Genomic DNA, 20,560 nt, shown 5'->3' on the forward strand with positions numbered 1-20,560 from the left:
TTATGGAATTTGCAATTGTTATAATTTTACTTTCTGTGTCGTTGTTGGTTTATTTTAAAATAGCTGACAAATATAATATTATCGATAAACCGAACCATAGAAGCGCGCATTCACAGATTACCTTAAGAGGAGGAGGAATTATTTTTCCTATTGCTTTTATTATTTTCTGTCTGTTTAATCTAAATGAAGCCATACAGGATTATTGGTCTTTCGGTTTAGGACTTTTGGCGATATGTACTATCAGCTTTGTTGATGATGTCCGGACTTTATCGAACAAGATCAGGCTTTCCGTTCACTTGATTTCCGTAGTTCTTCTTTTATACTTTACAGGCGCTTTTACTCTAATGCCTTTCTGGGTATGGCCAATCCTTTTTGTGATCATTATCGGGACATTGAATGCATATAACTTTATGGATGGTATTAATGGCATGACGGGAGTCTATAGCCTTGTTACTTTAGGTTCGCTGGCATATATCAATAAAGATATCATTCAGTTTACCAACGAAAATTTTATCTTATATCCGATTTTGGCGTGTATGGTATTTCTCTTTTTTAATTTTAGAAAAAAAGCGAAATGTTTTGCCGGGGATGTTGGAAGCATGGGAATAGGGTTTTGGGTGATCGGGCTTATTACGCTTCTTATCATGAGAACAGAAGAATACAAATATATCCTTTTACTTTCAATTTACGGAATGGAAGTCGTTCTTACGATTACTGAAAGAATACTTTTAAAAGAAAATATTTTTGAGGCTCATAGAAGACATTTGTACCAGCTTTTTGCCAATGAGAAAAAAGTTTCACACCTGATTGTAAGTTCTGTATTCGCTTTTTGTCAATTATTAGTTAATATATTTTTAATTCATTCACAACTTCCTCTTTGGGTTGTTATTTTGATTATATTTATTCCTACAGGTGGAATTTATTTAGGATTAAAATGGAGTTTAAAAAAAGAATATAATTTATAAAAACATAACTATGAAAATAAAAGAGACCCCACTTAAAGATTGTTATATCATAGAACCCAACATTATTGAAGATGAAAGAGGATACTTCTTTGAAAAATTTAATGAAAAGAAGTTTGAGGAATTAACAGGCATGAATGGCCACTTTGTTCAAGATAATATTTCTAAATCCTTCTACGGCGTTCTGCGTGGTGTTCATCTTCAGAAGGGTGAACATGCACAGGCGAAATTAGTTTCATGTTTGGAAGGCAAAGTTTGGGATGTGGCAGTAGACCTTAGAGAAGATTCTCCAACATTCGGAAAATGGTTTGGAATTGAACTTACTCCCGAAAATAAATTCCAGTTGTATGTTCCACGAGGATTTGGACATGGCTTTTCTGTTTTGAGCGAGACAGCCATTTTTTCATATAAATGTGATAATTTTTATCATAAAGATTCTGAAGGAAGTGTTATATGGAATGATACGGATCTTAATATTGATTGGAAATTACCACAAGAAGTTATCAAGCTTTCCGAAAAAGACGAATCTCTTCCAAAATTTTCTGAACGTAATTTTTAAATAAAACATTGAAAACCACTTTTATAAAGTGGTTTTCTTTTTTTAAGCCTTACTCTTTTATAATTTTGTATCTTTGCACACTCAAAATCAAAACGATGCGCACAAAATCTGTAGGGAAGAAGAAAATCAATGTGGTTACACTTGGATGTTCCAAGAATGTATACGATTCTGAAGTATTAATGAGTCAGCTGAAAGCCAATGGTAAAGAGGTGGTTCATGAAGACCGTGGAGATATTGTAGTGATCAATACATGCGGTTTTATTGACAATGCAAAAGAAGAGTCCATTAATACCATCCTTGATTATGTAGAAGCTAAAAACAGAGGTGAAGTCGAGAAGGTTTTTGTTACAGGTTGCCTTTCAGAAAGATATAAGCCGGATCTTATCAGAGAAATACCGGATGTAGATCAGTATTTTGGAACTAGAGATCTTCCTATTCTGTTGAAGCATCTTGGTGCAGATTACAAACACGAACTGGTAGGAGAGAGATTGACAACAACTCCTAAACATTATGCATACCTGAAAATTTCAGAAGGCTGTGACAGACCTTGTTCTTTCTGTGCAATCCCTTTAATGAGAGGAGGACATGTTTCTACACCTATCGAAAAATTGGTCCTGGAAACTCAAAAATTGGCCAAGAAAGGAACTAAAGAAATTATTCTTATAGCACAAGATCTTACGTACTACGGTCTTGATATTTATAAAAAGCGTGCCCTTGGAGAGCTTTTAAAAGAGCTGGTGAAAGTTGACGGTATTGAATGGATCCGTCTTCATTATGCTTTCCCAAGTGGTTTTCCGGAAGATGTTCTTGATATCATCCGTGAAGAACCCAAAGTATGTAACTATATAGACATTCCCCTTCAGCATATCAACTCCGATTTGTTGAAATCTATGAAAAGAGGAACAACCCATGAAAAAACCGATGCATTATTAGCCAAGTTTAGAGAAAAAGTTCCGGACATGGCAATTAGAACTACTTTGATCGTAGGTTATCCGGGAGAAACTCAGGAGAGATTCCAGGAGTTGAAAGACTGGGTAAAAGAACAGAAGTTTGACAGATTGGGATGCTTTACCTATTCTCACGAAGAGAATACCGGTGCTTATGTTTTGGAAGATGATGTACCACAGGAAGTGAAAGAAGCAAGAGTGGAAGAAATCATGGAGCTTCAGTCACAGATTTCCTGGGAGAAGAATCAGGAGAAGATTGGTAAAACGTTCAAGTGTGTATTTGACAGAAAAGAGGGCAATTATTTTATCGGAAGAACAGAGTACGATTCGCCGGATGTTGACAACACAGTTCTTGTATCTGCTGAAGAAACCTATATCTCTATCGGAGAGTTTGCAGAGGTGAAAATAACTTCTGCTGAAGAGTTCGACTTATATGGGGAATTAGTCTGATAATGTGCCTCTTATCAAAATTGTATTATTTGCATACTTTCCGCAGATAATTAAAAATATTAATAAAATTTAACACAATTAGTTCAGTTGTTAAATTATCGATAATTCTGATTTACAATGCTTTATTGTTTTTGTAGATAAAAGTCTATTATTTTTTTTACATAAAATGAATAAATTCGAAAATTATGTCTTAAATTTGCGCAATAAGCAATGTTTTAAAATCAAATGCTTCAATCAGTTGCCTATCCATTAGACTGGAAAATGTTCAGTTTAAAAAAGAAGCACAAGTTGAGATGCATTTTCCATTTTGGAAAATATTGATGGGAAATAATGTAATTTAAATCTTTAAAAACTTATGAAAAAATTTTTATTAACAGCGACAATGCTCGTTGGCCTTTCGGCAGTTTCCAAGGCTCAGCAGGGACGTGTAGGTATTAACACGACTACACCTTCCGCAACGTTAGACGTAGTAGCCAATACTACTGATAATGCCAGACCTGATGCCTTATTAGTCCCTCGTATGACAGCTGCAGAGCTATCTGCTAAAGACAACACGTCAGGTACCTATGGTGCTCCACAAAATGGTGCTATAGTGTACATTACTTCAGGTACCGGTACTGGCCCTAGAAAGGCTAAAATTACTGGTGCAGGATTTTATTATTTTGATAATGTAGTTCCTGAATGGAAGCCTTTTGGTGGGGGCGCTGCTCCAGTTGGTATGACGGTTAGAGCTCAGACTGCTGGTACTATTTCCGATGCAGATTTAGGCAACGCTATACTTGTTACTTCAAGTACTACTTTTGATTTAAGTATTTTAACCAAAACTAACGGAAAAACTATCTCTTTTATCGATACTACTCCAAATGGAACTGGTTTTAGTGTGACAGGAGCACATTCGTCTGCGACCGTTTCACCAATCCAGCAAGGAGGTACATTGACTTATATATGTGATGGTACTAACTGGTATAGTTTCAACGGTTTCTAATAAGTGAATTTCAATTATCAGATTAATAATTTAAGAACAAAGTTATGAAACTCTATATAACAACAATTTTACTTGCAATCGTTTCAGGTACAAGTAGCACATTCGCTCAAATCAGATCTAACAACGCAGTTAGTTCAACAGTTGGAGGACAGTCAGTTTTTCTTGACGCTTCTGCTAATGGATTTTCAGGAAGTACCAATTCAGGTAAAGGTCTTGCATTTCCAAGAACAAATCTTACAACTTTTACATTTGTAACTCCAACTACAGGAGCACTTAACTTTCCTACAGGATATGACGGTATGATCGTTTATAATTCAGGTACTGGTAATACTCCTGGTACAGGATCTGGTGTCGGAGCTCAGGCGGTAACTCCTGGATTCTACTATTTCTCTAATCCTACCGCAGGTCCTGGTAATTATACTACGGCTGGTGGTCGTTGGTTGCCAATTGCAGGAAACCCTAAAGTAAACTTTACGAATTCTGAAGTAGCAACGAATACCTTAGTAAACAATGCTCAGGTATACGCAATCAAAGGGCAGTTTACTGCTACAGGAAGCTCTACAGCTGTTGATATTCCTGCTCCTACAGGGATGACTGCATTGTATGGTATCACTATTTATAAGGCTGGTACAAACACTGTTTATGACAGAAGTTTATATTCTTATACATTAGCAACCACTGCAGGAAATGCTATTACTGGTTCACCAAGCATGTCAGTCGTATATCCTTCAGGGACTTATGACTATGTAATTGAATACTTAAAATAAGATCAATACTTATTTATATAATTTAAACCAATGAGCAATCATTGGTTTTTTTTTGATAATATGTGGAATCAAATCCGAAAGTAAGAACAGGGCTAAATTAGGATAATATTTTAGCGGTTACAGAATCGATTTGGTATTCAATTTGATTATAATGAAGAAGATAGCTTTTGAAATAGAGATCAATTATTGTAGTTGTAAATAAAGAATATCAGGTAGTATTTGAATTTAATGTTAAATAGTGATGTTAAAATAATTACGAGTGATGATATAAACGGCCTTAAATAACTTTTACCAAGCCTGTTCTCTACCTTAAGCATCTTAAAAATTTTAATTTTTTAAATCATTTCATCTGCATTATAAGATTTTTATGATTTATGTAAATTATTGATTTTCAATGAGTTTTACAATTCGGTTTTTGCATTTTTTCGGTAATAAGTTAATTATGTTAACTTTTAGCTTGTTTTTTTAACATTTTTTAACAGTGTGGTTTAAAACCCCTGTTAATAGGGACTTACAAGCTTCGTTAACATATAATTTTGTTTTCGTTAACGGTTTTTAACATACGGAGTAGGGACTTTACAACATTCCTTATACTTTTGCTCCGTCAAAACCAATAAAATTCAAGATGATGAAAAGATTCATTCTCGTAATCATAATGATGATTTCAACCTTAGGTATTTATTCTTTTACAAATAATGCCTTAGATGCGAAGAAAACAAGTTATGCATCGTACTACCACGATAAATTTAACGGTAGAAAAACAGCTAGCGGGGAGATCTTTAGTAATTCAAAGTTTACCGCTGCCAACAGAACGCTTCCGTTTGGAACTAATATTAAAGTTACCAATCTGAACAATGGAAAACAGGTGATAGTGAAGATTAATGATAGAGGACCTTTCCATGCATCAAGAGCATTAGATATTTCTAAAGCTGCGTTCGACGAAATCGGAGATATCAATCATGGTACAATTCCGGTGGAATATGAAATTGTCGACTAAATTTATGATTTAAATTTAAAAAAGCCAGCTGGATTCAGCTGGCTTTTTATTTTGTAGTCTGTCTAGTCCTGAAATATCGATACACAAAAAAAGCATCGTTATGGAAGAACATTTAGAAACCCAGTACGTCAAGCGTACCCAGCGAGATTACAATTTGAGTTTGAAGCTTCAAATAGTAAGAGAAATAGAAGCGGGAAAATCAGGAATTACCGACTGTCGAAAAAAATACGGTATACAAGCACGCTCTACGATTGTTAGTTGGCTTAGAAAATATGGTAACTTTGATTGGGAAAATCAAAATTCATTTACCATGAAAAAGACTCCGGAACAGCGTATTATGGAATTGGAAGCTGAAGTTAAACTGCTGGAAAAGCAGAAAGCATTTTTAGAGAGACAGGCTTATATCGCGGATAAAAAGGTGATATTTTTCGATATGATGATTAATCTTGCTGAGAAAGAATATGATATTGATATCAGAAAAAACTTATCACCCGGACAATCACCAGCTTCCGCAGTGAAGAGAAAGAAACCTTAATCTTTACCTGCGAATTGTTCGGATTGGATAGACAAGTCTATTACAGAAGTATCAAGCGGTATGAAAACTCACAAACCAAAGCTTCAAAAGTGATAAAACTCGTAGAAGATATTCGCGTAAAAATGCCAAAATTAGGAGGCAGGAAGCTGTATTTTCTATTAAAGGGAACTTTAAGATCCCTGAAAATAGGCAGGGATAAGTTTTTTGATATTTTGAGAGCCAATAATTTGCTCATAATACCCAAGAGGAGCTATCATATCACAACGAATTCTCATCATCGATTCAGAAAGCATAAAAACCTGATTCTGGATTATAGTATAAACAAATCCAACCAGGTTTGGGTGGCAGATATTACTTATATCGGGAACAGAAAAAAGCCGAGTTATTTAAGTTTGATAACCGATGCCTATTCAAAGAAAATCGTTGGGTATCATGTTGCAGACAACCTTAATACAGAAAGCAGTCTCGTAGCATTGAGAAAGGCATTAAAAAACAATAACATTGAAAAAGAACCACTGATTCATCATTCTGATAGAGGCTTACAATATTGCTCAAATGAGTATCAAAGGATTTTGAAAAAATATCAATTAAAATGCAGTATGACGCAGAATTCCGATCCTTATGAAAATGCTGTAGCAGAGAGAGTGAATGGTATTTTAAAACAAGAATTTGATATCGATAAATATGATATTGAAACTTCGCTCAGAAGAAAAATAGTAAATGAAGCTATTGGAATTTATAATGAATTACGACCTCATTTTTCGAATCATTATTTAACCCCAAATCAAATGCATCAACAAAAGAAAATCAAAATGAAAACTTATAAAAACAAAAACCAAAGCAAAAACAAATTTGCTCTGGTTTAATTATTATTTTTGTCCTTTAATCTGTATCAGATTTTCAGGACTAGTCAGTCTTTTTTTATTTAGACGTTTAATTCTAGCAACGCAGGGCAGTGGTCCGAATGTACGGCCTCCTTTAATATAACGGCCCTTGAAAGCTTGTCTTTTAAAGTATATGTGGCAAAGTTATAATCAAGTCTCCAGCCTTTATTTTTAGCTCTGGAATTCTGTCGGTAGCTCCACCAGGTGTAATTGTCCGGTTCATTGTTAAAAAAGCGGAAACTGTCAATCAGTTCACATTCTTCGATAAAGCTGGTCATCCATTCCCGTTCCATCGGCAGGAAGCCGGAAACATTCTTTAAACGCACCGGATCATGAATATCGATAGCCTGATGGCAAATATTGAAATCTCCCGAAATAATAAGGTTAGGAATCGTTTTTCTGAGTTCCTTTATATAGATTAGGAAATCATGGCAAAACTGCATCTTAAATTCAAGTCTTTCGATATTACTCGCAGAAGGCACATAAACAGAAATTACTGAGTAGCCGTCAAAATCTGCACGGATAATCCTGCCTTCATTATCGTAACTTTCAATACCACATCCGTATTCAACATGACTCGGCTTGATTTTAGACGCGATTCCGACCCCGCTGTAGCCTTTTCTTACCGCAGAGTGCCAGTAACTATGATAACCGATTTTTTCAAGACTTTCAATATCGATCTGATCGTTTCCTGCTTTGCTTTCCTGAATGCAGACAATATCAGGATCAGCAGTCTTCAGCCAGCCTAAAAAATCTTTTGTGAAAGCTGCCCTGATTCCGTTGACATTATAGGTGATTAACTTCATGAGTTTTTGATAAAAGATTTAAAATGTTCGTTATATTTTGATGGAATAAATTCAGTGATTTCATAATCCGCTATGTCATTACTATAGAAAGGATCTTCTTTAATGATATCCTGAATTTCTTCTTTGGAATGTGCATCAGCAAGAATAATTCCTCCAGTTCTGGGTTCTTTTCTGCCAGAAGTGATCAGGTGTCCGGAGCTGTAATATTTTTCAAGAAAATCATTGTGTTCCCGGATAAAGTGTTCCACATTTTCCAGAGAAGTTTTATACGTAAGAGAAATAATAAACATTGTTTTTTTGCTAAGATATGAAGTCTTTGAGATTATTAAAAGAGGCGGGAAAAAAGAAGCGGCAAAAATCATTTGATTTTTGCCGCCCCTGAACCCAAAATTTAAATAAACTATGAGAAAAACTACTTGGGTTCTAAAATACTGAAAGGAATGATGCATTCCTCCAATGAGATGCCACCGTGCTGGTAGGTTTCTTTGTAATAATTCACAAAGTGATTATAATTTTTAGGATAAGCCAGAAAAATATTGTTTTTTGCAAAAATATACTTCGAGCTTAAATTCCCTTTTGGTAGAAAAAGTTTCTCGGGATTCGTAATAGCCCATACATCACCGCTGTCGTAGGTTAAACTTTTCCCTGTTTTATATCGGATGTTTGTGGAGGTCTCGCGATCCCCCACAACTTTGCTCGGCTTTTTTACATACACCGTTCCATGGTCTGTAGTGATTACAAGTTTATAACCACTTTCTGCCGCAGCTTTGATAATTTTCAATAATGATGAATTTTCAAACCAGTTAAGAGTAAGGGATCTGAAAGTTTTATCATCACGGATCAGCTGATCTACAATATGATTATCCGTTTTAGCATGCGAAAGGATATCAATGAAGTTATAAACGATTACCAGAAGATCATTGTTTTTATGCTGGTTAAAATCATCGTAGATTTTTCTTTCAAAATCAGCATTTAATACCTTAAGATACTTCATCGATTTAGATCCAAGACCAATTCTTTTCATCTGATCTTCCAGAAAATCACGCTCAAATTCATTTTTATTTCCTTCTTCATTATCATTGAACCACTTATCAGGGAAACGTTTTTCAATCTCAGATGGCATCAGACCAGCGAAAAATGAGTTTCTTGCATACTGTGTAGCCGTCGGAAGAATACTGTAGTAATAATCCTCTGAAATCTTATTGTAATATTTTGTGAATAATGGTTCTATGACTTTCCACTGATCAAAACGAAGATTATCGACCATAAGGAGAAGAACTTTTTCTTTTTCTACTTCCGGTTTTACTTTTTCTTTAAATAGAGTATGGCTCATTAAAGGCTTCTCAGAATCTGTCAACCAGCCTTCGTAATTTTTTTCTATGAACTTCGCAAACTGAATATTTGCTTCCTCTTTCTGCGACTGCAAAAGATCCGAAAATTCATTATCCGCTACTTTATCAAATTTAATTTCCCAGCTCAGAATTTTCTTATAATATTCTGCCCATTCCTGATAGGTTCTGATATAGGAAAGTTCCATAGACAGGTTTCTGAATTCCTGCTGGTACTGAAGAATTGTTTTCTGTTCTACAAGATTGTCCTCCTGCAGATTCTTTTTTAATGACAATAAGATCTGGTTAGGATTTACAGGTTTAAGAATGTAGTCAGCAATCTGTGATCCGATCGCTTCTTCCATAATATGTTCCTCCTCACTTTTTGTGACCATAACAATTTTAAGAGCATTATCTTTCTCTTTGATCATGGGAATGGCTTCCAATCCCGAAATGCCGGGCATATTTTCATCAATAAGCGTCAATGCAAATTTCTCCGAATCCATTAGTTCCAGAGCCTCGTTGACGTTATTGACAGGGGTTACGTGGTAACCTTTTTTTTCTAAAAATACGATATGGGGTTTGAGTAAATCTATTTCATCATCTATCCATAATATCTTTTCCGACATAATTTATTTTTTTACATGGTTATAGCATCAAAATGTTGACCAATTCCTTTTAAATTCTCACAAATTAGAGACAATAAAAGTTAAATATTAGTTAAATGAAAATTCACTTCATCACAGCAGATATTTAATTTCTTTAAAAACCGGTCTTTATATAATCTAAAGCTCTTTCCAGAACTTCGTCTTTTCCTTTCTGTACGCCCTTTACTGTAGGCTTTATAACAATATCAGGGATAATTCCAATCCTTTGCGTTTCTCTTCCATCAGGATAGTACGCTCCAAGTCCCGTAAAGCAAGTGTCCAGATCTGCAATCTTAAACCGGATGATATCACCATTTGCTCCTGAAGTATTACTTCCGATGACTTTCGCTTTAGGATGCTGTTTAAACATTATTGTTGTAGTTTCTGCCTGACTTTGCGTATTCTCGTCCACCAAAACTACTACATTTCCCTTATAGTAATCCGGATTCTTTCTGCCGATACTATTTTTAGCGCTATAAAATTTACTCAAATAATCCGTCTCCGGGAAATTAAATTGATAATAAATTGATTTTTCAGGAAGAATCATTTTGCTTAGGGGGAAAATAGTCAGTTTAGGGTAATTTCTCAGATCAAAAATAATGGAGGTGGTCGATTTTAAATCTTTATACATATCATCCAGATCACTTCTTTCAATGATGCCCATATTGACGTAACCTATCTTATGGTCAGAATCCAGAAACTCCCATTTTTTTCGAACTGACGGCTTTTCAGGGATGATATCCTTGAGAAGATAAGTTGGAACGGTCATACTCAGGTTCTGCCCGTCGCGCTCTATTTTTAATGCAATAGAATCATTATTACTGAAAAGGAAAAGATTTTTTACCTTGTTGATTTTTCCCCATGAATTAGAGGCGGGAATATATTTCCCTAAACTATTGACCATTTGAGGAATCGTCCTGCCATTGATATCATAAATTACGTCTCCGGTCTTTAAGGCCCTTTCTTCATTCAATTTATGATGAATGATTTTAGTTACGACCAGTTTTCCCTCCGCATAAATATATTCCACCGGAACTTTTCTTCTTCCATGCTGATAGGTATTAATGATAGGAGAATATAAAAAGGCATGGGAGTCATCCACTTTTGTCACCAGCTCCGCAAGAGTCAGATGATAATCTTCATCATTGGCAATCTCTGTGAATTTCGGGATCATTTCTTTTAAAACATCATTCCAGTTCTGATCAGTCTGATATTTGTATGGAAAAAAATACTCTACCAGATTCCAGTATCTGAAAAGCTCCAGAAGACTCGTTTGTTTGGATGTGAATTTTGAACCGTAAGAATTTTCATTTTTGAAATAAACCTTTTTTCCGCCAATTCCAAAGTAGTGATTACTCCCAAGATTTCTGTTGTTTTGAATAAAAAGGAGCTCACGGCTTACCTTCTCATCGAATAGACGCCTGTCGTTGATCCATGTGAGATCAAAGTTTCTCAAAAAATAGACTTTCTCTCTGCTTGGTATTAAGCATTTCTTACAATCATCAACTTTCCCAAGACTGCTGATCCATTTAGAATACAATTCATTCAGTTGAACTTTATCATCAATCTGATCAAGCTCGTCAATTTTTTGGATAAGTTGTCTGTCCCAGTCAAAATCCCCTTTTGCCACATGAGGATGGTAATATTTTAAAAATCCCCAGACTTTACAAAGCGATTCGAGTTTCTGAGTTTCAGATAAAGCCTGAGCGGAAAAGTTGAAACTTAAAAAGGATAGGATGATAATGAATAAACTTTTCATTAAGGATACTAGTTGATTAAAGCGATCAAAGGTAAATGTAAAACCCATATCACGCAAAGCTTAATTCAGATTACGGGTATAAAAAATACCATAAAAGATGAATACCTATTATTTTTTAAGAAAAATGCACTTTTGTATTTTGTCTTAATTCTGATGAACTTATTTTCTTTTCAGCAGCGGATGATTGGTCTCATTTCTCACTACTTCAAAATATGGCAGATCATCAAATAATTTGGATAAAGTAGAATATCCGTAGGTTCTTGAATCAAAACTCGGATCGATCTTTCTGATATTGGTACCGAGTGTTGAGATAAAAGCCATGTCGTTCTCGTTAGCAGAGATTTCAAATGCTTTTGAAATCGTTTCTTCATCTTTCCGGGATAAGAAGTTTTGAAACTCATGAACTTTAGGACTTACAGCCTCTTTTTTTACCGTTTCTTCAGTTTTATTTTCCTTTATTTTGTGGCTTTCAGCTTTTGATTCTTTTTTAACTTTAGGAGTGATGTTTTCAGTATAAGTAAAGATGTCGCAGGATTTTACAAAAGCTTCTGGTGTTTTTTTCTCTCCTATACCCATCACGAAAAGTCCTTCCTCACGGATTCTTTTGGCTAAACCGGTGTAATCGCTGTCACTTGAAACAATACAGAAACCTTCAACACTTTTTCCGTGCAAAATATCCATGGCATCAATAATCATGGCTCCATCCGTTGAGTTTTTTCCACTGGTATAAGAGAATTTCTGAATGGGATTGATAGAGTAAAGATTGACAAGATCTTTCCACGAATTCATACTTTGAGAGGTCCAGTCTCCATAAATCCTTCTGATTGTAGCCTTACCATATTTTGAAACCTCTTCAATGGTTTCTTTTAATAATTTAGCTTGGGCATTATCACCATCAATAAGAATAGCGATATTAAATTTTTTGTCACTCATAGTTTAATGGGTTGCAAGAAGTAATTAAGGTGTGTATTGATCAATAATTACTGTGCGGTTTGTGAAATTGAATATAATCAAATTAAATGAGATAATCGGTGTAATTCTGTGTTTTTTCTTCTTTCAATTGAGTTTAGAGAGGATTATGAACGAAAATTAAATAATGCTAAAATTTAAAATCCCTAACTTTGTTTACCAATATCTACCTTTCAAATGCAGAACAAGCTAAAAATCATCAACGACCCTGTTCATGGTTTCATCAGAATCCCACACGAAATTTTATTTGACGTTATTGAGCATCCCTATTTTCAAAGGCTCAGAAGAATCGGGCAGACCGGGCTTCTGAATCTGATCTTTCCTGGTGCCACACATACGAGATTTCACCACGCACTGGGAGCAATGCATCTGATGTTTACCGCATTGGAAACTCTGCGGCAGAAAGGAATTAAGATCACTGAAGAAGAAGAAAAAGGAGCCATGCTTGCTATTCTGATGCACGATATCGGGCACGGGCCGTTTTCCCACGCACTGGAAAATATGCTCATGGACGACTGGCATCACGAAAAACTTTCTCTTTTGTTGATGAATAAATTAAATGAAGAATTTGATGGCCAGCTCTCAGTAGCGATCGAAATGTTTCAGGGTAAATACCACCGGAAGTTCTTTAATCAGCTGATTTCATCTCAACTGGATGTGGACAGGCTTGATTACCTGAACAGAGATAGCTTTTTCACTGGTGTTTCCGAAGGAAATATTAATACCCAGAGAATTATTTCGATGATGAATGTTTGTGGTGAAGGCGAACTTGTGATTGATGCGAAAGGAGTATATTCTATTGAAAATTTCCTGACTGCAAGAATGTTTATGTACTGGCAGGTGTATTATCATAAGACCTCGGCATTGGCGGAATTTCTTTTGGTTAAAATTCTCGAACGAGCTAAATATCTGGTTTCCCAGGGGATGGATCTGCCTGCAGGGGAGAATCTGAAGTATTTTCTGCACCGGGCCAAAAGTTCAGCCACCGATGAGGATATTTATCGGTTTAACCAGCTTGATGATAATGATATAATTCATGCGATGAAATCCTGGCAGAATTCAGAAGACTTTATTCTTTCTTATTGGTGCAAATCTGTAATTCAGAGAAATCTTCCGAAAACCGTTATTTCAACGCGTCCTTTTGATCCGGAATTTGTTGAAGAAAAAATAAAAAAAACTAACGAATTTTTCGGAATTGATAATGGAAAGGAGCTTGTACACGAGATTAAAAGAAAATTACTGCCTTACGATACCGAAAAGCAACCCATTTATCTTCTTCAGAAAGATGGTCAGAAGATCAGGCTTGAAGAGTCCCAGGACCAGCTTTTATCGGGGCTTATGGTGCATAAGACAGCCAGGTATATTCTTACCTTTCCAAGAGATATTTCCCAGATAATTTCTTAAATAATATTAAAATTCACGTTCCGAAAAGCAAAAAATGTTTGCGAATTATAGAATTTCTTATCTTTGCAGAATATGGAATTTACAGCTTCGCAAATTGCAAGTTTTATTGACGGACAAATAATAGGCGACGAAAGCACGGTTATTACAGGGGTTTCACCAATTGAGAATGGTGAATCAGGGCATCTTTCTTTTATAGCACAGGATCGATTTTCTCATTTTTTAGATACCTCTAAATGCTCCGTTATTATTGTTTCGGAAAAACTTATTGATAAAGATAATTACAATCCTACCTTAATTGTTGTAAAGGATGCATACCTTTCTTTCCAGATCTTAATGAATCTGTATCAGGAAATGCAGGGCAGAAAAGAGGGAATCGAGACCGGTTCTTCTATTCATGATACTGCGGTGATCGGAGAAAAAGTCTATATAGGGGCATTTACTTATGTTTCGGAGAAGGCTAAGATTGGAGAAGGATCACAGATTTATCCACATGTGTATATCGGTAAAGGAGTAAAAATTGGTAAAAACTGTAAAATAGACAGTGGCGCAAGGATTTATGATTACTGCATTATTGGTGACAACTGTGTGATCCACTCCAATACGGTGGTGGGAGGCGACGGATTTGGTTTTCAGCATACCGCAGAAGGGTTCAAAAAAATTCCTCAGCTTGGTAACGTGATTATCGAAGACGACGTAGAAATCGGCTCAAATTGCAGCATTGACAGAGCCACAATTGGCTCTACCATCATCGGAAAAGGAACGAAGATCGATAATCTGATCCAGATTGCCCATAATGTAAAAATAGGGCAAAACAACGTTATTGCTGCTCAGGCCGGAATTGCAGGATCTACTACTATTGGAGACTGGAATCAGATCGGAGGTCAGGTTGGCGTGGTAGGCCATATCAAAATTGGTAACCAGGTTAAAATTCAGGCGCAGAGCGGTGTGAATTCAAACGTAAGTGACAGAGATACACTTTACGGATCTCCGGCAATAAATTATAACGACTATCTTAGAAACTATGTACATTTCAGAAACTTTACTGAAATCGTACGAAGAATAAATAATCTTGAGGATACCTCAAAAGATAAAACTAATGAGTGATATGCAAAAAACACTCCAGAAAGAAGTAACGCTTTCCGGAATTGGCCTTCATACAGGTAAAGAAGTAAAACTTACCATTAAACCTGCTAAAGAAAATACAGGTTTTGTGTTCGTAAGAACAGATCTAGAGGGAAGTCCTCAGGTAGAAGCTGATGTTAATTATGTAGTAGCAACAGAAAGAGGAACAACATTAGAGAAACTGGGCGTTAAAATTACTACCTGTGAGCACCTGTTGGCTGCATTAGTAGGCTGTGATGTAGATAATGCTGTTCTTGAAATGGATGCTTCAGAACCTCCAATTTTAGATGGATCATCAAAATTCTTTGTTGAGGCTATTGAAAGTGTAGGGATCGTAGAGCAGAATATAGCCAGAGAATATTTGGTGATCAAAGAAGTGTTGAGCTATTCAGATCCTGCATCAGGATCAGAGATTACCATTATTCCTTCCGATACTTACGAAGTGACTACGATGGTAGACTTTGGAACCAAAGTTTTAGGCACCCAAAATGCCACTCTTAAAAATATTTCAGAATTCAAGGACGAAATTTCTTCTGCAAGAACATTCAGCTTTTTACATGAGCTTGAAATGTTGTTGGATCACGGATTGATCAGAGGAGGAGATATCTCTAATGCAATCGTATATGTGGATAAGGATCTTACTCCGGAAACCACTGAGAAATTAAAGAAAGCCTTCGGAAAAGATAATGTTTCTATCAGACCGAACGGTATTCTTGACAATCTTACCTTAAACTATCCAAACGAAGCTGCAAGACATAAACTACTTGATGTAGTGGGGGATCTGGCTTTGGCTGGTGTAAAAATAAAAGGTAAAGTCATTGCAAACAAGCCAGGGCATTATGTAAATACCCAGTTTGCGAAAAAACTGAACCGCCAGTGGAAACTTCAGAAAAAGAAAAACGTGCCAGATTTTGACCTTACCAAAGAACCTGTTTTTGATATCAACGGGATCATGCGTCTTATGCCTCATAGACCACCGTTCCTATTGATTGACAAAATTCTTGAACTTTCAGATTCTCATGTGGTAGGTTTGAAAAATGTAACGATGAATGAGCCTTTCTTTGTAGGACATTTCCCTAAGGAGCCAGTAATGCCTGGAGTACTTCAGGTAGAAGCTTTGGCACAGACGGGAGGAATTCTTGTATTGGCAAGTGTTCCGGATCCGGAAAACTATTCTACGTATTTTATCAAAATAGATAAAGTGAAATTCAAGAAAAAAGTAGTTCCGGGAGATACTATTATTTTCAAAATTGAATTGATAGAACCAATCAGAAGAGGGATTGTACATATGCAGGGTTATGGATATGTAGGAGGTACCGTGGTGGTAGAAGCAGAGTTAATGGCTCAAGTTGCAAAAAATAAAGTTGATTAAATGATTCATCAATTAGCCGCCGTAGATAAACGCGCAAAAATCAGCAAAAATGTTATTGTAGAACCTTTTACTACAATTGCAGGGGACGTGGAAATAGGAGAAGGAACCTGGATCGGACCGAATGTTACCATCATGGATGGAGCAAGAATAGGAAAAGATTGTAAAATTTTTCCGGGAACCGTAATCTCTGCCATCCCTCAGGATCTGAAATTTGACGGGGAAGACACACAAACTATTATTGGTGATAATACCACTTTGAGAGAATGTGTCACGGTCAACAGAGGAACCAAAGCGTTAGGATTTACCAGAGTCGGCAGCAATTGCCTTATTATGGCAACTTCTCACATTGCACATGACTGTATCATTGGAGATAATGTCATCATTGCTAACGGATGTGGTATTGCAGGACATGTAGAAATAGGTGATTTTACCGTAATGGGAGGATTATCCGCAGTACAGCAGTTTGGCAAAATCGGAAAGCATACCATGATCTCCGGAGGATCTCTGATCAGAAAAGATATTCCACCTTACGTAAAAGTAGCTAGAGACCCGATTTCTTATGCGGGGATCAATTCCGTAGGATTACGAAGAAGAGGATACTCCAACGAGAAAATCTTTGAAATTCAAAAAATATACAGAGCTATTTTCCAGATGAAGATGAACGTTTCACAGGCCTTGGCATTTATTGAAAAAGAGATGCTTCCAACGGCTGAAAGAGACGAAATCCTTCAGTTTATCCAAAACTCTCCGAGAGGTATTGTAAAAGGATACGGAACCAGTAAGGAAAGCAATTAAAAAAAGAGGCAAATTAAATACGCCCTCATAAAAACTAAAAATAAAAAGATAACATAAATTAATGGCAACAAGTAACGATATAAGAAAAGGACTTTGCATCGAATTTAGCAATGATATTTTCAAAGTAGTTGAATTTATGCACGTAAAGCCTGGGAAAGGACCAGCTTTCGTAAGAACAAAACTAAAATCAGTAACCAACGGAAAAGTACTTGATAATACCTTCTCTGCTGGACACAAAATTGATGAAGTAAAAGTAATCACCAGAAAATTCCAGTATCTTTATGATGATGAGAATGGGTTCCACTTCATGAATAATGATGATTTCTCTCAGCTATACTTAGATAAAGAAATGATCGAAAACGCTCAGTTTATGAAAGCTGGTGAAGAAGTAACGATCATTCTGAAAGAAGTTGACGAAACTCCACTTTCTGCTGAACTTCCTCAGTCTGTATATCTTGAAGTAATTGAAGCTGATCCGGGTATCAAAGGAAATACAGCAACGAATGCTCTTAAAAATGCCATCGTTGAAACAGGAGCAAGAGTAAATGTTCCTTTGTTCATCGAGCCGGGAGATAAGATCAAAGTAAATACTGAAGACGGTAGCTACTTGGAAAGAGTAAAATAATAATTAAAATTTACATAAATTCGGTTTGCATTAGCAGTCCGAATTTTGTTTTTATAAGAAAAATCCATTGTTATGAGATTCCATTCTCCGCAAAAGCTCAAATCGATTGCCGATCTAATAAGCTCGGAATTTGTTGGTCCGGAAGACTTTGAAGTATTGGGAACCAATGAGATTCACATGGTAAAACCAGGTGATATTGTTTTTGTCAACCATCCGAAGTATTACGATAAAGCACTGAATTCTGCCGCTACCATTATTTTGATCGACAAAAAGGTAGATTGTCCGGAAGGAAAAGCTCTTTTGGTTTCTGATGATCCTTTCAGAGACTTCAATAAGATCAATACTCACTTTACGAGAATATATAATTTCACGGAAGAACTCCATGATGTTGAAATAGGAGAAGGGACCAAGATCCACTCTTCTGCAGTCATTGGAAATAATGTGAAGATTGGAAAAAACAGCCTTATCTTTCCTAATGTGGTGATCGGCGACAGAACCGAAATCGGCGATAATGTCATCATTCAGTCAGGAACTGTTTTGGGAGGTGATGCTTTCTATTACAGAAAACTGAACGGAAATTTTGACCGTCTGATTTCTGTGGGAAATGTGGTTGTTGAAAACAATGTAGAGATCGGAAATAACTGTACCATCGATAGAGGGGTTACAGATTCTACCGTCATTGGAGAAGGGTCGGTTTTAGATAATCAGATTCAGATCGGACACGATACGGTGATCGGAAAAAAATGTTTAATTGCCTCTCAGGTAGGAATTGCTGGCTGCTGTATCATCGGTGACGAAGTGACTCTTTGGGGACAAGTCGGCATCGCTTCCGGTAATACAATTGAGGGTGGATCTGTTCTTCTTGGTAAAACCGGAGTGAACAGAGATCTTAAAAAAGGGACCTATATCGGTATGTTTGCAGAGGATTTTAAAGGCTATCTGAAAAAAGAAGTAAAGCTGAGAAATCTCAAATAAACTATTCTCTTGGTTTTGTCCAAAATCAAAGAAAAATAAGTAAATTTGTGAGCATTAATAAAATATTTAAATAAATTAAAACATCAATAAAATGTCAATTTTAGTAAACAAAGATTCTAAAGTAATTGTACAAGGATTTACAGGGAACGAAGGTACTTTCCACGCTGGTCAGATGATTGAATACGGAACCAACGTAGTAGGAGGGGTAACTCCAGGAAAAGGAGGAACTGAGCACTTAGGAAAGCCTGTATTTAATACAGTAGCTGACGCTGTTGAAAAAGCTGGAGCAAACGTAAGTATCATTTTCGTACCACCTGCATTTGCTGCAGATGCGATCATGGAAGCTGCTGAAGCTGGGATCAAAGTGATTGTATGTATTACTGAAGGTATTCCTGTAGCGGATATGGTGAAAGTAAAATCTTACATCGCTGACAGAGACTGCAGACTAATCGGTCCAAACTGTCCGGGAATCATTACTTCTGAAGAAGCTAAAATTGGTATTATGCCAGGATTCGTTTTCAAAAAAGGTAAAGTAGGTATCGTTTCAAAATCAGGTACTCTTACTTACGAAGCTGCTGATCAGGTAGTAAAAGCCGGTTACGGTGTTTCTACAGCAATCGGTATCGGTGGTGACCCAATCATTGGAACAACTACAAGAGAAGCTCTTGAATTATTTATCAATGACCCTGAAACTGAAGCGGTAGTAATGATTGGTGAAATTGGTGGTGGACTGGAAGCTGAAGCGGCAAGATGGTACAAAGCTAGTGGATCTACTAAGCCAGTCGTAGGATTTATTGCTGGACAAACTGCTCCTAAAGGTAGAACAATGGGACACGCAGGGGCTATCGTAGGAGGTGATGAAGATACAGCTCAGGCAAAAATGGAGATCATGAGAGAAAACGGAATCAACGTTGTAGATTCTCCAGCTGATATCGGTGTTACTGTTGCAAAAGTTCTAGGATAATAGCTATACAAAAACAAAACATATGAAAAAACTTTTATTAACCTCAGCATTGGCCCTTTCAACTCTGTCGTTTGCCCAAATCGACTTTTCTAATACAAGATTCGGTGTCACGGCAGGAGGTAACTATTCCAGAGTAAGAAATGCCCATAACCCTTCTGGTCCCAGATACGCCTTTCAGGGTGGAGCTTTAGCTCTTATCCCGGTAGGAAAAGCAAACCAGTTCTATATACAACCGGAAGTCGTGTATTACGGTGCAGGAGAAACCGGAAAAGATAAAGATGCTAAAGGAAAAGATGGTTATGATGCTGTATATGGTAACAATTATCTGAGCGTACCTGTCTATTTTAAAGGATATTTTTCTGAAGCTGAATCAGAATTCTTTGGAATGATCGGTCCTAGATTTAACTTTCTGATGAATCAGAATGTTAAAAACGCACCGGTAGGAAGACCCTATTATGATCCGGATGTTACCGATCCTTTATATCCTTCAGTAAGCGGTAAAGCAGCAAGCTTTAATTTCGCCCTTGGATTAGGAGTAGGCTATAGTTATAAGAGACAACTGGAACTCGCTCTTAAATATGATCTTGGTCTTTCAGATACCTATCCTGATCTTGCTAAAGAAAAAGGTGGTACCACTAAAGGCAAGTCTGAGCAGGTAATGAGCTTGAGCTTAAGCTATATTTTCAAATAGAATAACTCGTTATTCAA

21 protein-coding genes are annotated in these 20,560 nt (G+C 36.4%); 16 read left to right on the top strand and 5 right to left on the bottom strand.

The annotated features are described in order from the left end of the window. The first annotated feature begins 2 nt into the window (after window positions 1–2). From EG346_RS11825 to EG346_RS11855, 8 genes are all read left to right on the top strand, one after another. Window positions 3–965, top strand: coding sequence for an MraY family glycosyltransferase (locus EG346_RS11825; RefSeq protein ID WP_123878828.1), 963 nt, complete (start codon window positions 3–5; stop codon window positions 963–965). A 10-nt stretch (window positions 966–975) separates the two neighbouring features. Further along, complete coding sequence (rfbC, locus tag EG346_RS11830) at window positions 976–1,521, top strand: dTDP-4-dehydrorhamnose 3,5-epimerase (protein WP_123878830.1); 546 nt, start codon at window positions 976–978, stop codon at window positions 1,519–1,521. A 95-nt stretch (window positions 1,522–1,616) separates the two neighbouring features. Then, on the top strand, window positions 1,617–2,918 hold the full coding sequence (rimO, locus tag EG346_RS11835; RefSeq protein ID WP_073336535.1) for a 30S ribosomal protein S12 methylthiotransferase RimO: 1,302 nt from the start codon (window positions 1,617–1,619) through the stop codon (window positions 2,916–2,918). A 355-nt stretch (window positions 2,919–3,273) separates the two neighbouring features. Further along, window positions 3,274–3,903 carry a phage tail-like protein gene (locus EG346_RS11840; protein ID WP_123878832.1) on the top strand — a complete coding sequence of 210 codons (630 nt, stop codon included), beginning with the start codon at window positions 3,274–3,276 and terminating at the stop codon, window positions 3,901–3,903. Window positions 3,904–3,947: 44 nt separating this feature from the next. Beyond that, window positions 3,948–4,670: a hypothetical protein gene (locus tag EG346_RS11845; protein ID WP_123878834.1), complete on the top strand. Its 723-nt coding sequence runs from the start codon at window positions 3,948–3,950 to the stop codon at window positions 4,668–4,670. A 625-nt stretch (window positions 4,671–5,295) separates the two neighbouring features. Further along, window positions 5,296–5,667: a septal ring lytic transglycosylase RlpA family protein gene (locus tag EG346_RS11850; RefSeq protein WP_073336540.1), complete on the top strand. Its 372-nt coding sequence runs from the start codon at window positions 5,296–5,298 to the stop codon at window positions 5,665–5,667. 100 nt (window positions 5,668–5,767) lie between these two features. Continuing rightward, window positions 5,768–6,202: a hypothetical protein gene (locus EG346_RS25105; protein WP_228425833.1), complete on the top strand. Its 435-nt coding sequence runs from the start codon at window positions 5,768–5,770 to the stop codon at window positions 6,200–6,202. A gap of 23 nt (window positions 6,203–6,225) precedes the next feature. Beyond that, complete coding sequence (locus EG346_RS11855) at window positions 6,226–7,068, top strand: IS3 family transposase (RefSeq protein WP_262706607.1); 843 nt, start codon at window positions 6,226–6,228, stop codon at window positions 7,066–7,068. 59 nt (window positions 7,069–7,127) lie between these two features. Here the strand turns inward: EG346_RS11855 and EG346_RS11860 are convergent, their stop codons facing one another. The 5 genes from EG346_RS11860 to EG346_RS11880 all read right to left on the bottom strand — a co-directional run bounded on the left by EG346_RS11860 (window position 7,128) and on the right by EG346_RS11880 (window position 12,559). After that, window positions 7,128–7,892, bottom strand: coding sequence for an exodeoxyribonuclease III (locus EG346_RS11860; protein ID WP_123878836.1), 765 nt, complete (start codon window positions 7,890–7,892; stop codon window positions 7,128–7,130). Further along, window positions 7,889–8,182 carry a YciI family protein gene (locus EG346_RS11865; RefSeq protein ID WP_123878838.1) on the bottom strand — a complete coding sequence of 98 codons (294 nt, stop codon included), beginning with the start codon at window positions 8,180–8,182 and terminating at the stop codon, window positions 7,889–7,891. Before EG346_RS11865 ends, EG346_RS11860 begins: the two co-directional genes overlap by 4 nt. Window positions 8,183–8,304: 122 nt before the next feature. Continuing rightward, a complete protein-coding gene (gene porX / locus EG346_RS11870) occupies window positions 8,305–9,849 on the bottom strand; it encodes a T9SS response regulator signal transducer PorX (RefSeq protein ID WP_123878840.1) in 1,545 nt (514 codons plus the stop codon). Window positions 9,850–9,982: 133 nt separating this feature from the next. Beyond that, a complete protein-coding gene (locus tag EG346_RS11875) occupies window positions 9,983–11,626 on the bottom strand; it encodes a S41 family peptidase (RefSeq protein WP_164466115.1) in 1,644 nt (547 codons plus the stop codon). Window positions 11,627–11,785: 159 nt separating this feature from the next. Then, window positions 11,786–12,559, bottom strand: coding sequence for an NYN domain-containing protein (locus EG346_RS11880; RefSeq protein ID WP_073336547.1), 774 nt, complete (start codon window positions 12,557–12,559; stop codon window positions 11,786–11,788). Window positions 12,560–12,772: 213 nt separating this feature from the next. Here EG346_RS11880 and EG346_RS11885 point away from each other — a divergent pair, with 213 nt between their 5' ends. The 8 genes from EG346_RS11885 (at window position 12,773) to EG346_RS11920 (ending at window position 20,543) form a co-directional block, all read left to right on the top strand. Next, window positions 12,773–13,999 (top strand): HD domain-containing protein, encoded by a 1,227-nt coding sequence (locus EG346_RS11885; protein ID WP_123878844.1) that lies wholly within the window; start codon window positions 12,773–12,775, stop codon window positions 13,997–13,999. Between the two features lie 72 nt (window positions 14,000–14,071). Beyond that, entirely contained in the window at window positions 14,072–15,103 is a 1,032-nt protein-coding gene (gene lpxD / locus EG346_RS11890; protein WP_073336551.1) for a UDP-3-O-(3-hydroxymyristoyl)glucosamine N-acyltransferase, read from the top strand. Beyond that, window positions 15,096–16,493 carry a bifunctional UDP-3-O-[3-hydroxymyristoyl] N-acetylglucosamine deacetylase/3-hydroxyacyl-ACP dehydratase gene (locus EG346_RS11895; RefSeq protein ID WP_073336553.1) on the top strand — a complete coding sequence of 466 codons (1,398 nt, stop codon included), beginning with the start codon at window positions 15,096–15,098 and terminating at the stop codon, window positions 16,491–16,493. Before lpxD ends, EG346_RS11895 begins: the two co-directional genes overlap by 8 nt. Next, window positions 16,494–17,288, top strand: coding sequence for an acyl-ACP--UDP-N-acetylglucosamine O-acyltransferase (lpxA, locus tag EG346_RS11900; protein ID WP_073336555.1), 795 nt, complete (start codon window positions 16,494–16,496; stop codon window positions 17,286–17,288). A gap of 61 nt (window positions 17,289–17,349) precedes the next feature. Beyond that, on the top strand, window positions 17,350–17,913 hold the full coding sequence (gene efp / locus EG346_RS11905) for an elongation factor P (RefSeq protein ID WP_073336557.1): 564 nt from the start codon (window positions 17,350–17,352) through the stop codon (window positions 17,911–17,913). A gap of 72 nt (window positions 17,914–17,985) precedes the next feature. Beyond that, the gene (locus EG346_RS11910; protein WP_123878846.1) at window positions 17,986–18,888 is read left to right on the top strand and encodes an LpxD N-terminal domain-containing protein; all 903 of its coding nucleotides are present in this window, start codon (window positions 17,986–17,988) and stop codon (window positions 18,886–18,888) included. A gap of 91 nt (window positions 18,889–18,979) precedes the next feature. Continuing rightward, window positions 18,980–19,852 carry a succinate--CoA ligase subunit alpha gene (gene sucD / locus EG346_RS11915; RefSeq protein ID WP_073336560.1) on the top strand — a complete coding sequence of 291 codons (873 nt, stop codon included), beginning with the start codon at window positions 18,980–18,982 and terminating at the stop codon, window positions 19,850–19,852. Window positions 19,853–19,874: 22 nt separating this feature from the next. Continuing rightward, a complete protein-coding gene (locus tag EG346_RS11920) occupies window positions 19,875–20,543 on the top strand; it encodes a porin family protein (protein WP_123878848.1) in 669 nt (222 codons plus the stop codon). The last annotated feature ends 17 nt before the right edge of the window (window positions 20,544–20,560 follow it).

This window comes from Chryseobacterium carnipullorum (genome assembly GCF_003815695.1).
Taxonomy (GTDB): Bacteria; Bacteroidota; Bacteroidia; order Flavobacteriales; family Weeksellaceae; genus Chryseobacterium; species Chryseobacterium carnipullorum.

Excerpts from the sequence above, each read along its gene's own strand:
- rfbC (WP_123878830.1), top strand. The coding sequence starts at position 976 with ATGAAAATAAAAGAGACCCCACTTAAAGATTGTTATATCATAGAACCC.
- EG346_RS11885 (WP_123878844.1), top strand. The coding sequence starts at position 12,773 with ATGCAGAACAAGCTAAAAATCATCAACGACCCTGTTCATGGTTTCATC.
- EG346_RS11860 (WP_123878836.1), bottom strand. The coding sequence starts at position 7,892 with ATGAAGTTAATCACCTATAATGTCAACGGAATCAGGGCAGCTTTCACA.
- EG346_RS11840 (WP_123878832.1), top strand. The coding sequence starts at position 3,274 with ATGAAAAAATTTTTATTAACAGCGACAATGCTCGTTGGCCTTTCGGCA.
- EG346_RS11910 (WP_123878846.1), top strand. The coding sequence starts at position 17,986 with ATGAGATTCCATTCTCCGCAAAAGCTCAAATCGATTGCCGATCTAATA.
- porX (WP_123878840.1), bottom strand. The coding sequence starts at position 9,849 with ATGTCGGAAAAGATATTATGGATAGATGATGAAATAGATTTACTCAAA.
- efp (WP_073336557.1), top strand. The coding sequence starts at position 17,350 with ATGGCAACAAGTAACGATATAAGAAAAGGACTTTGCATCGAATTTAGC.
- EG346_RS11825 (WP_123878828.1), top strand. The coding sequence starts at position 3 with ATGGAATTTGCAATTGTTATAATTTTACTTTCTGTGTCGTTGTTGGTT.
- EG346_RS11845 (WP_123878834.1), top strand. The coding sequence starts at position 3,948 with ATGAAACTCTATATAACAACAATTTTACTTGCAATCGTTTCAGGTACA.
- EG346_RS11875 (WP_164466115.1), bottom strand. The coding sequence starts at position 11,626 with ATGAAAAGTTTATTCATTATCATCCTATCCTTTTTAAGTTTCAACTTT.
- EG346_RS11865 (WP_123878838.1), bottom strand. The coding sequence starts at position 8,182 with ATGTTTATTATTTCTCTTACGTATAAAACTTCTCTGGAAAATGTGGAA.
- EG346_RS11895 (WP_073336553.1), top strand. The coding sequence starts at position 15,096 with ATGAGTGATATGCAAAAAACACTCCAGAAAGAAGTAACGCTTTCCGGA.
- EG346_RS11850 (WP_073336540.1), top strand. The coding sequence starts at position 5,296 with ATGATGAAAAGATTCATTCTCGTAATCATAATGATGATTTCAACCTTA.
- EG346_RS11880 (WP_073336547.1), bottom strand. The coding sequence starts at position 12,559 with ATGAGTGACAAAAAATTTAATATCGCTATTCTTATTGATGGTGATAAT.
- rimO (WP_073336535.1), top strand. The coding sequence starts at position 1,617 with ATGCGCACAAAATCTGTAGGGAAGAAGAAAATCAATGTGGTTACACTT.
- EG346_RS11920 (WP_123878848.1), top strand. The coding sequence starts at position 19,875 with ATGAAAAAACTTTTATTAACCTCAGCATTGGCCCTTTCAACTCTGTCG.
- sucD (WP_073336560.1), top strand. The coding sequence starts at position 18,980 with ATGTCAATTTTAGTAAACAAAGATTCTAAAGTAATTGTACAAGGATTT.
- EG346_RS25105 (WP_228425833.1), top strand. The coding sequence starts at position 5,768 with ATGGAAGAACATTTAGAAACCCAGTACGTCAAGCGTACCCAGCGAGAT.
- lpxD (WP_073336551.1), top strand. The coding sequence starts at position 14,072 with ATGGAATTTACAGCTTCGCAAATTGCAAGTTTTATTGACGGACAAATA.
- lpxA (WP_073336555.1), top strand. The coding sequence starts at position 16,494 with ATGATTCATCAATTAGCCGCCGTAGATAAACGCGCAAAAATCAGCAAA.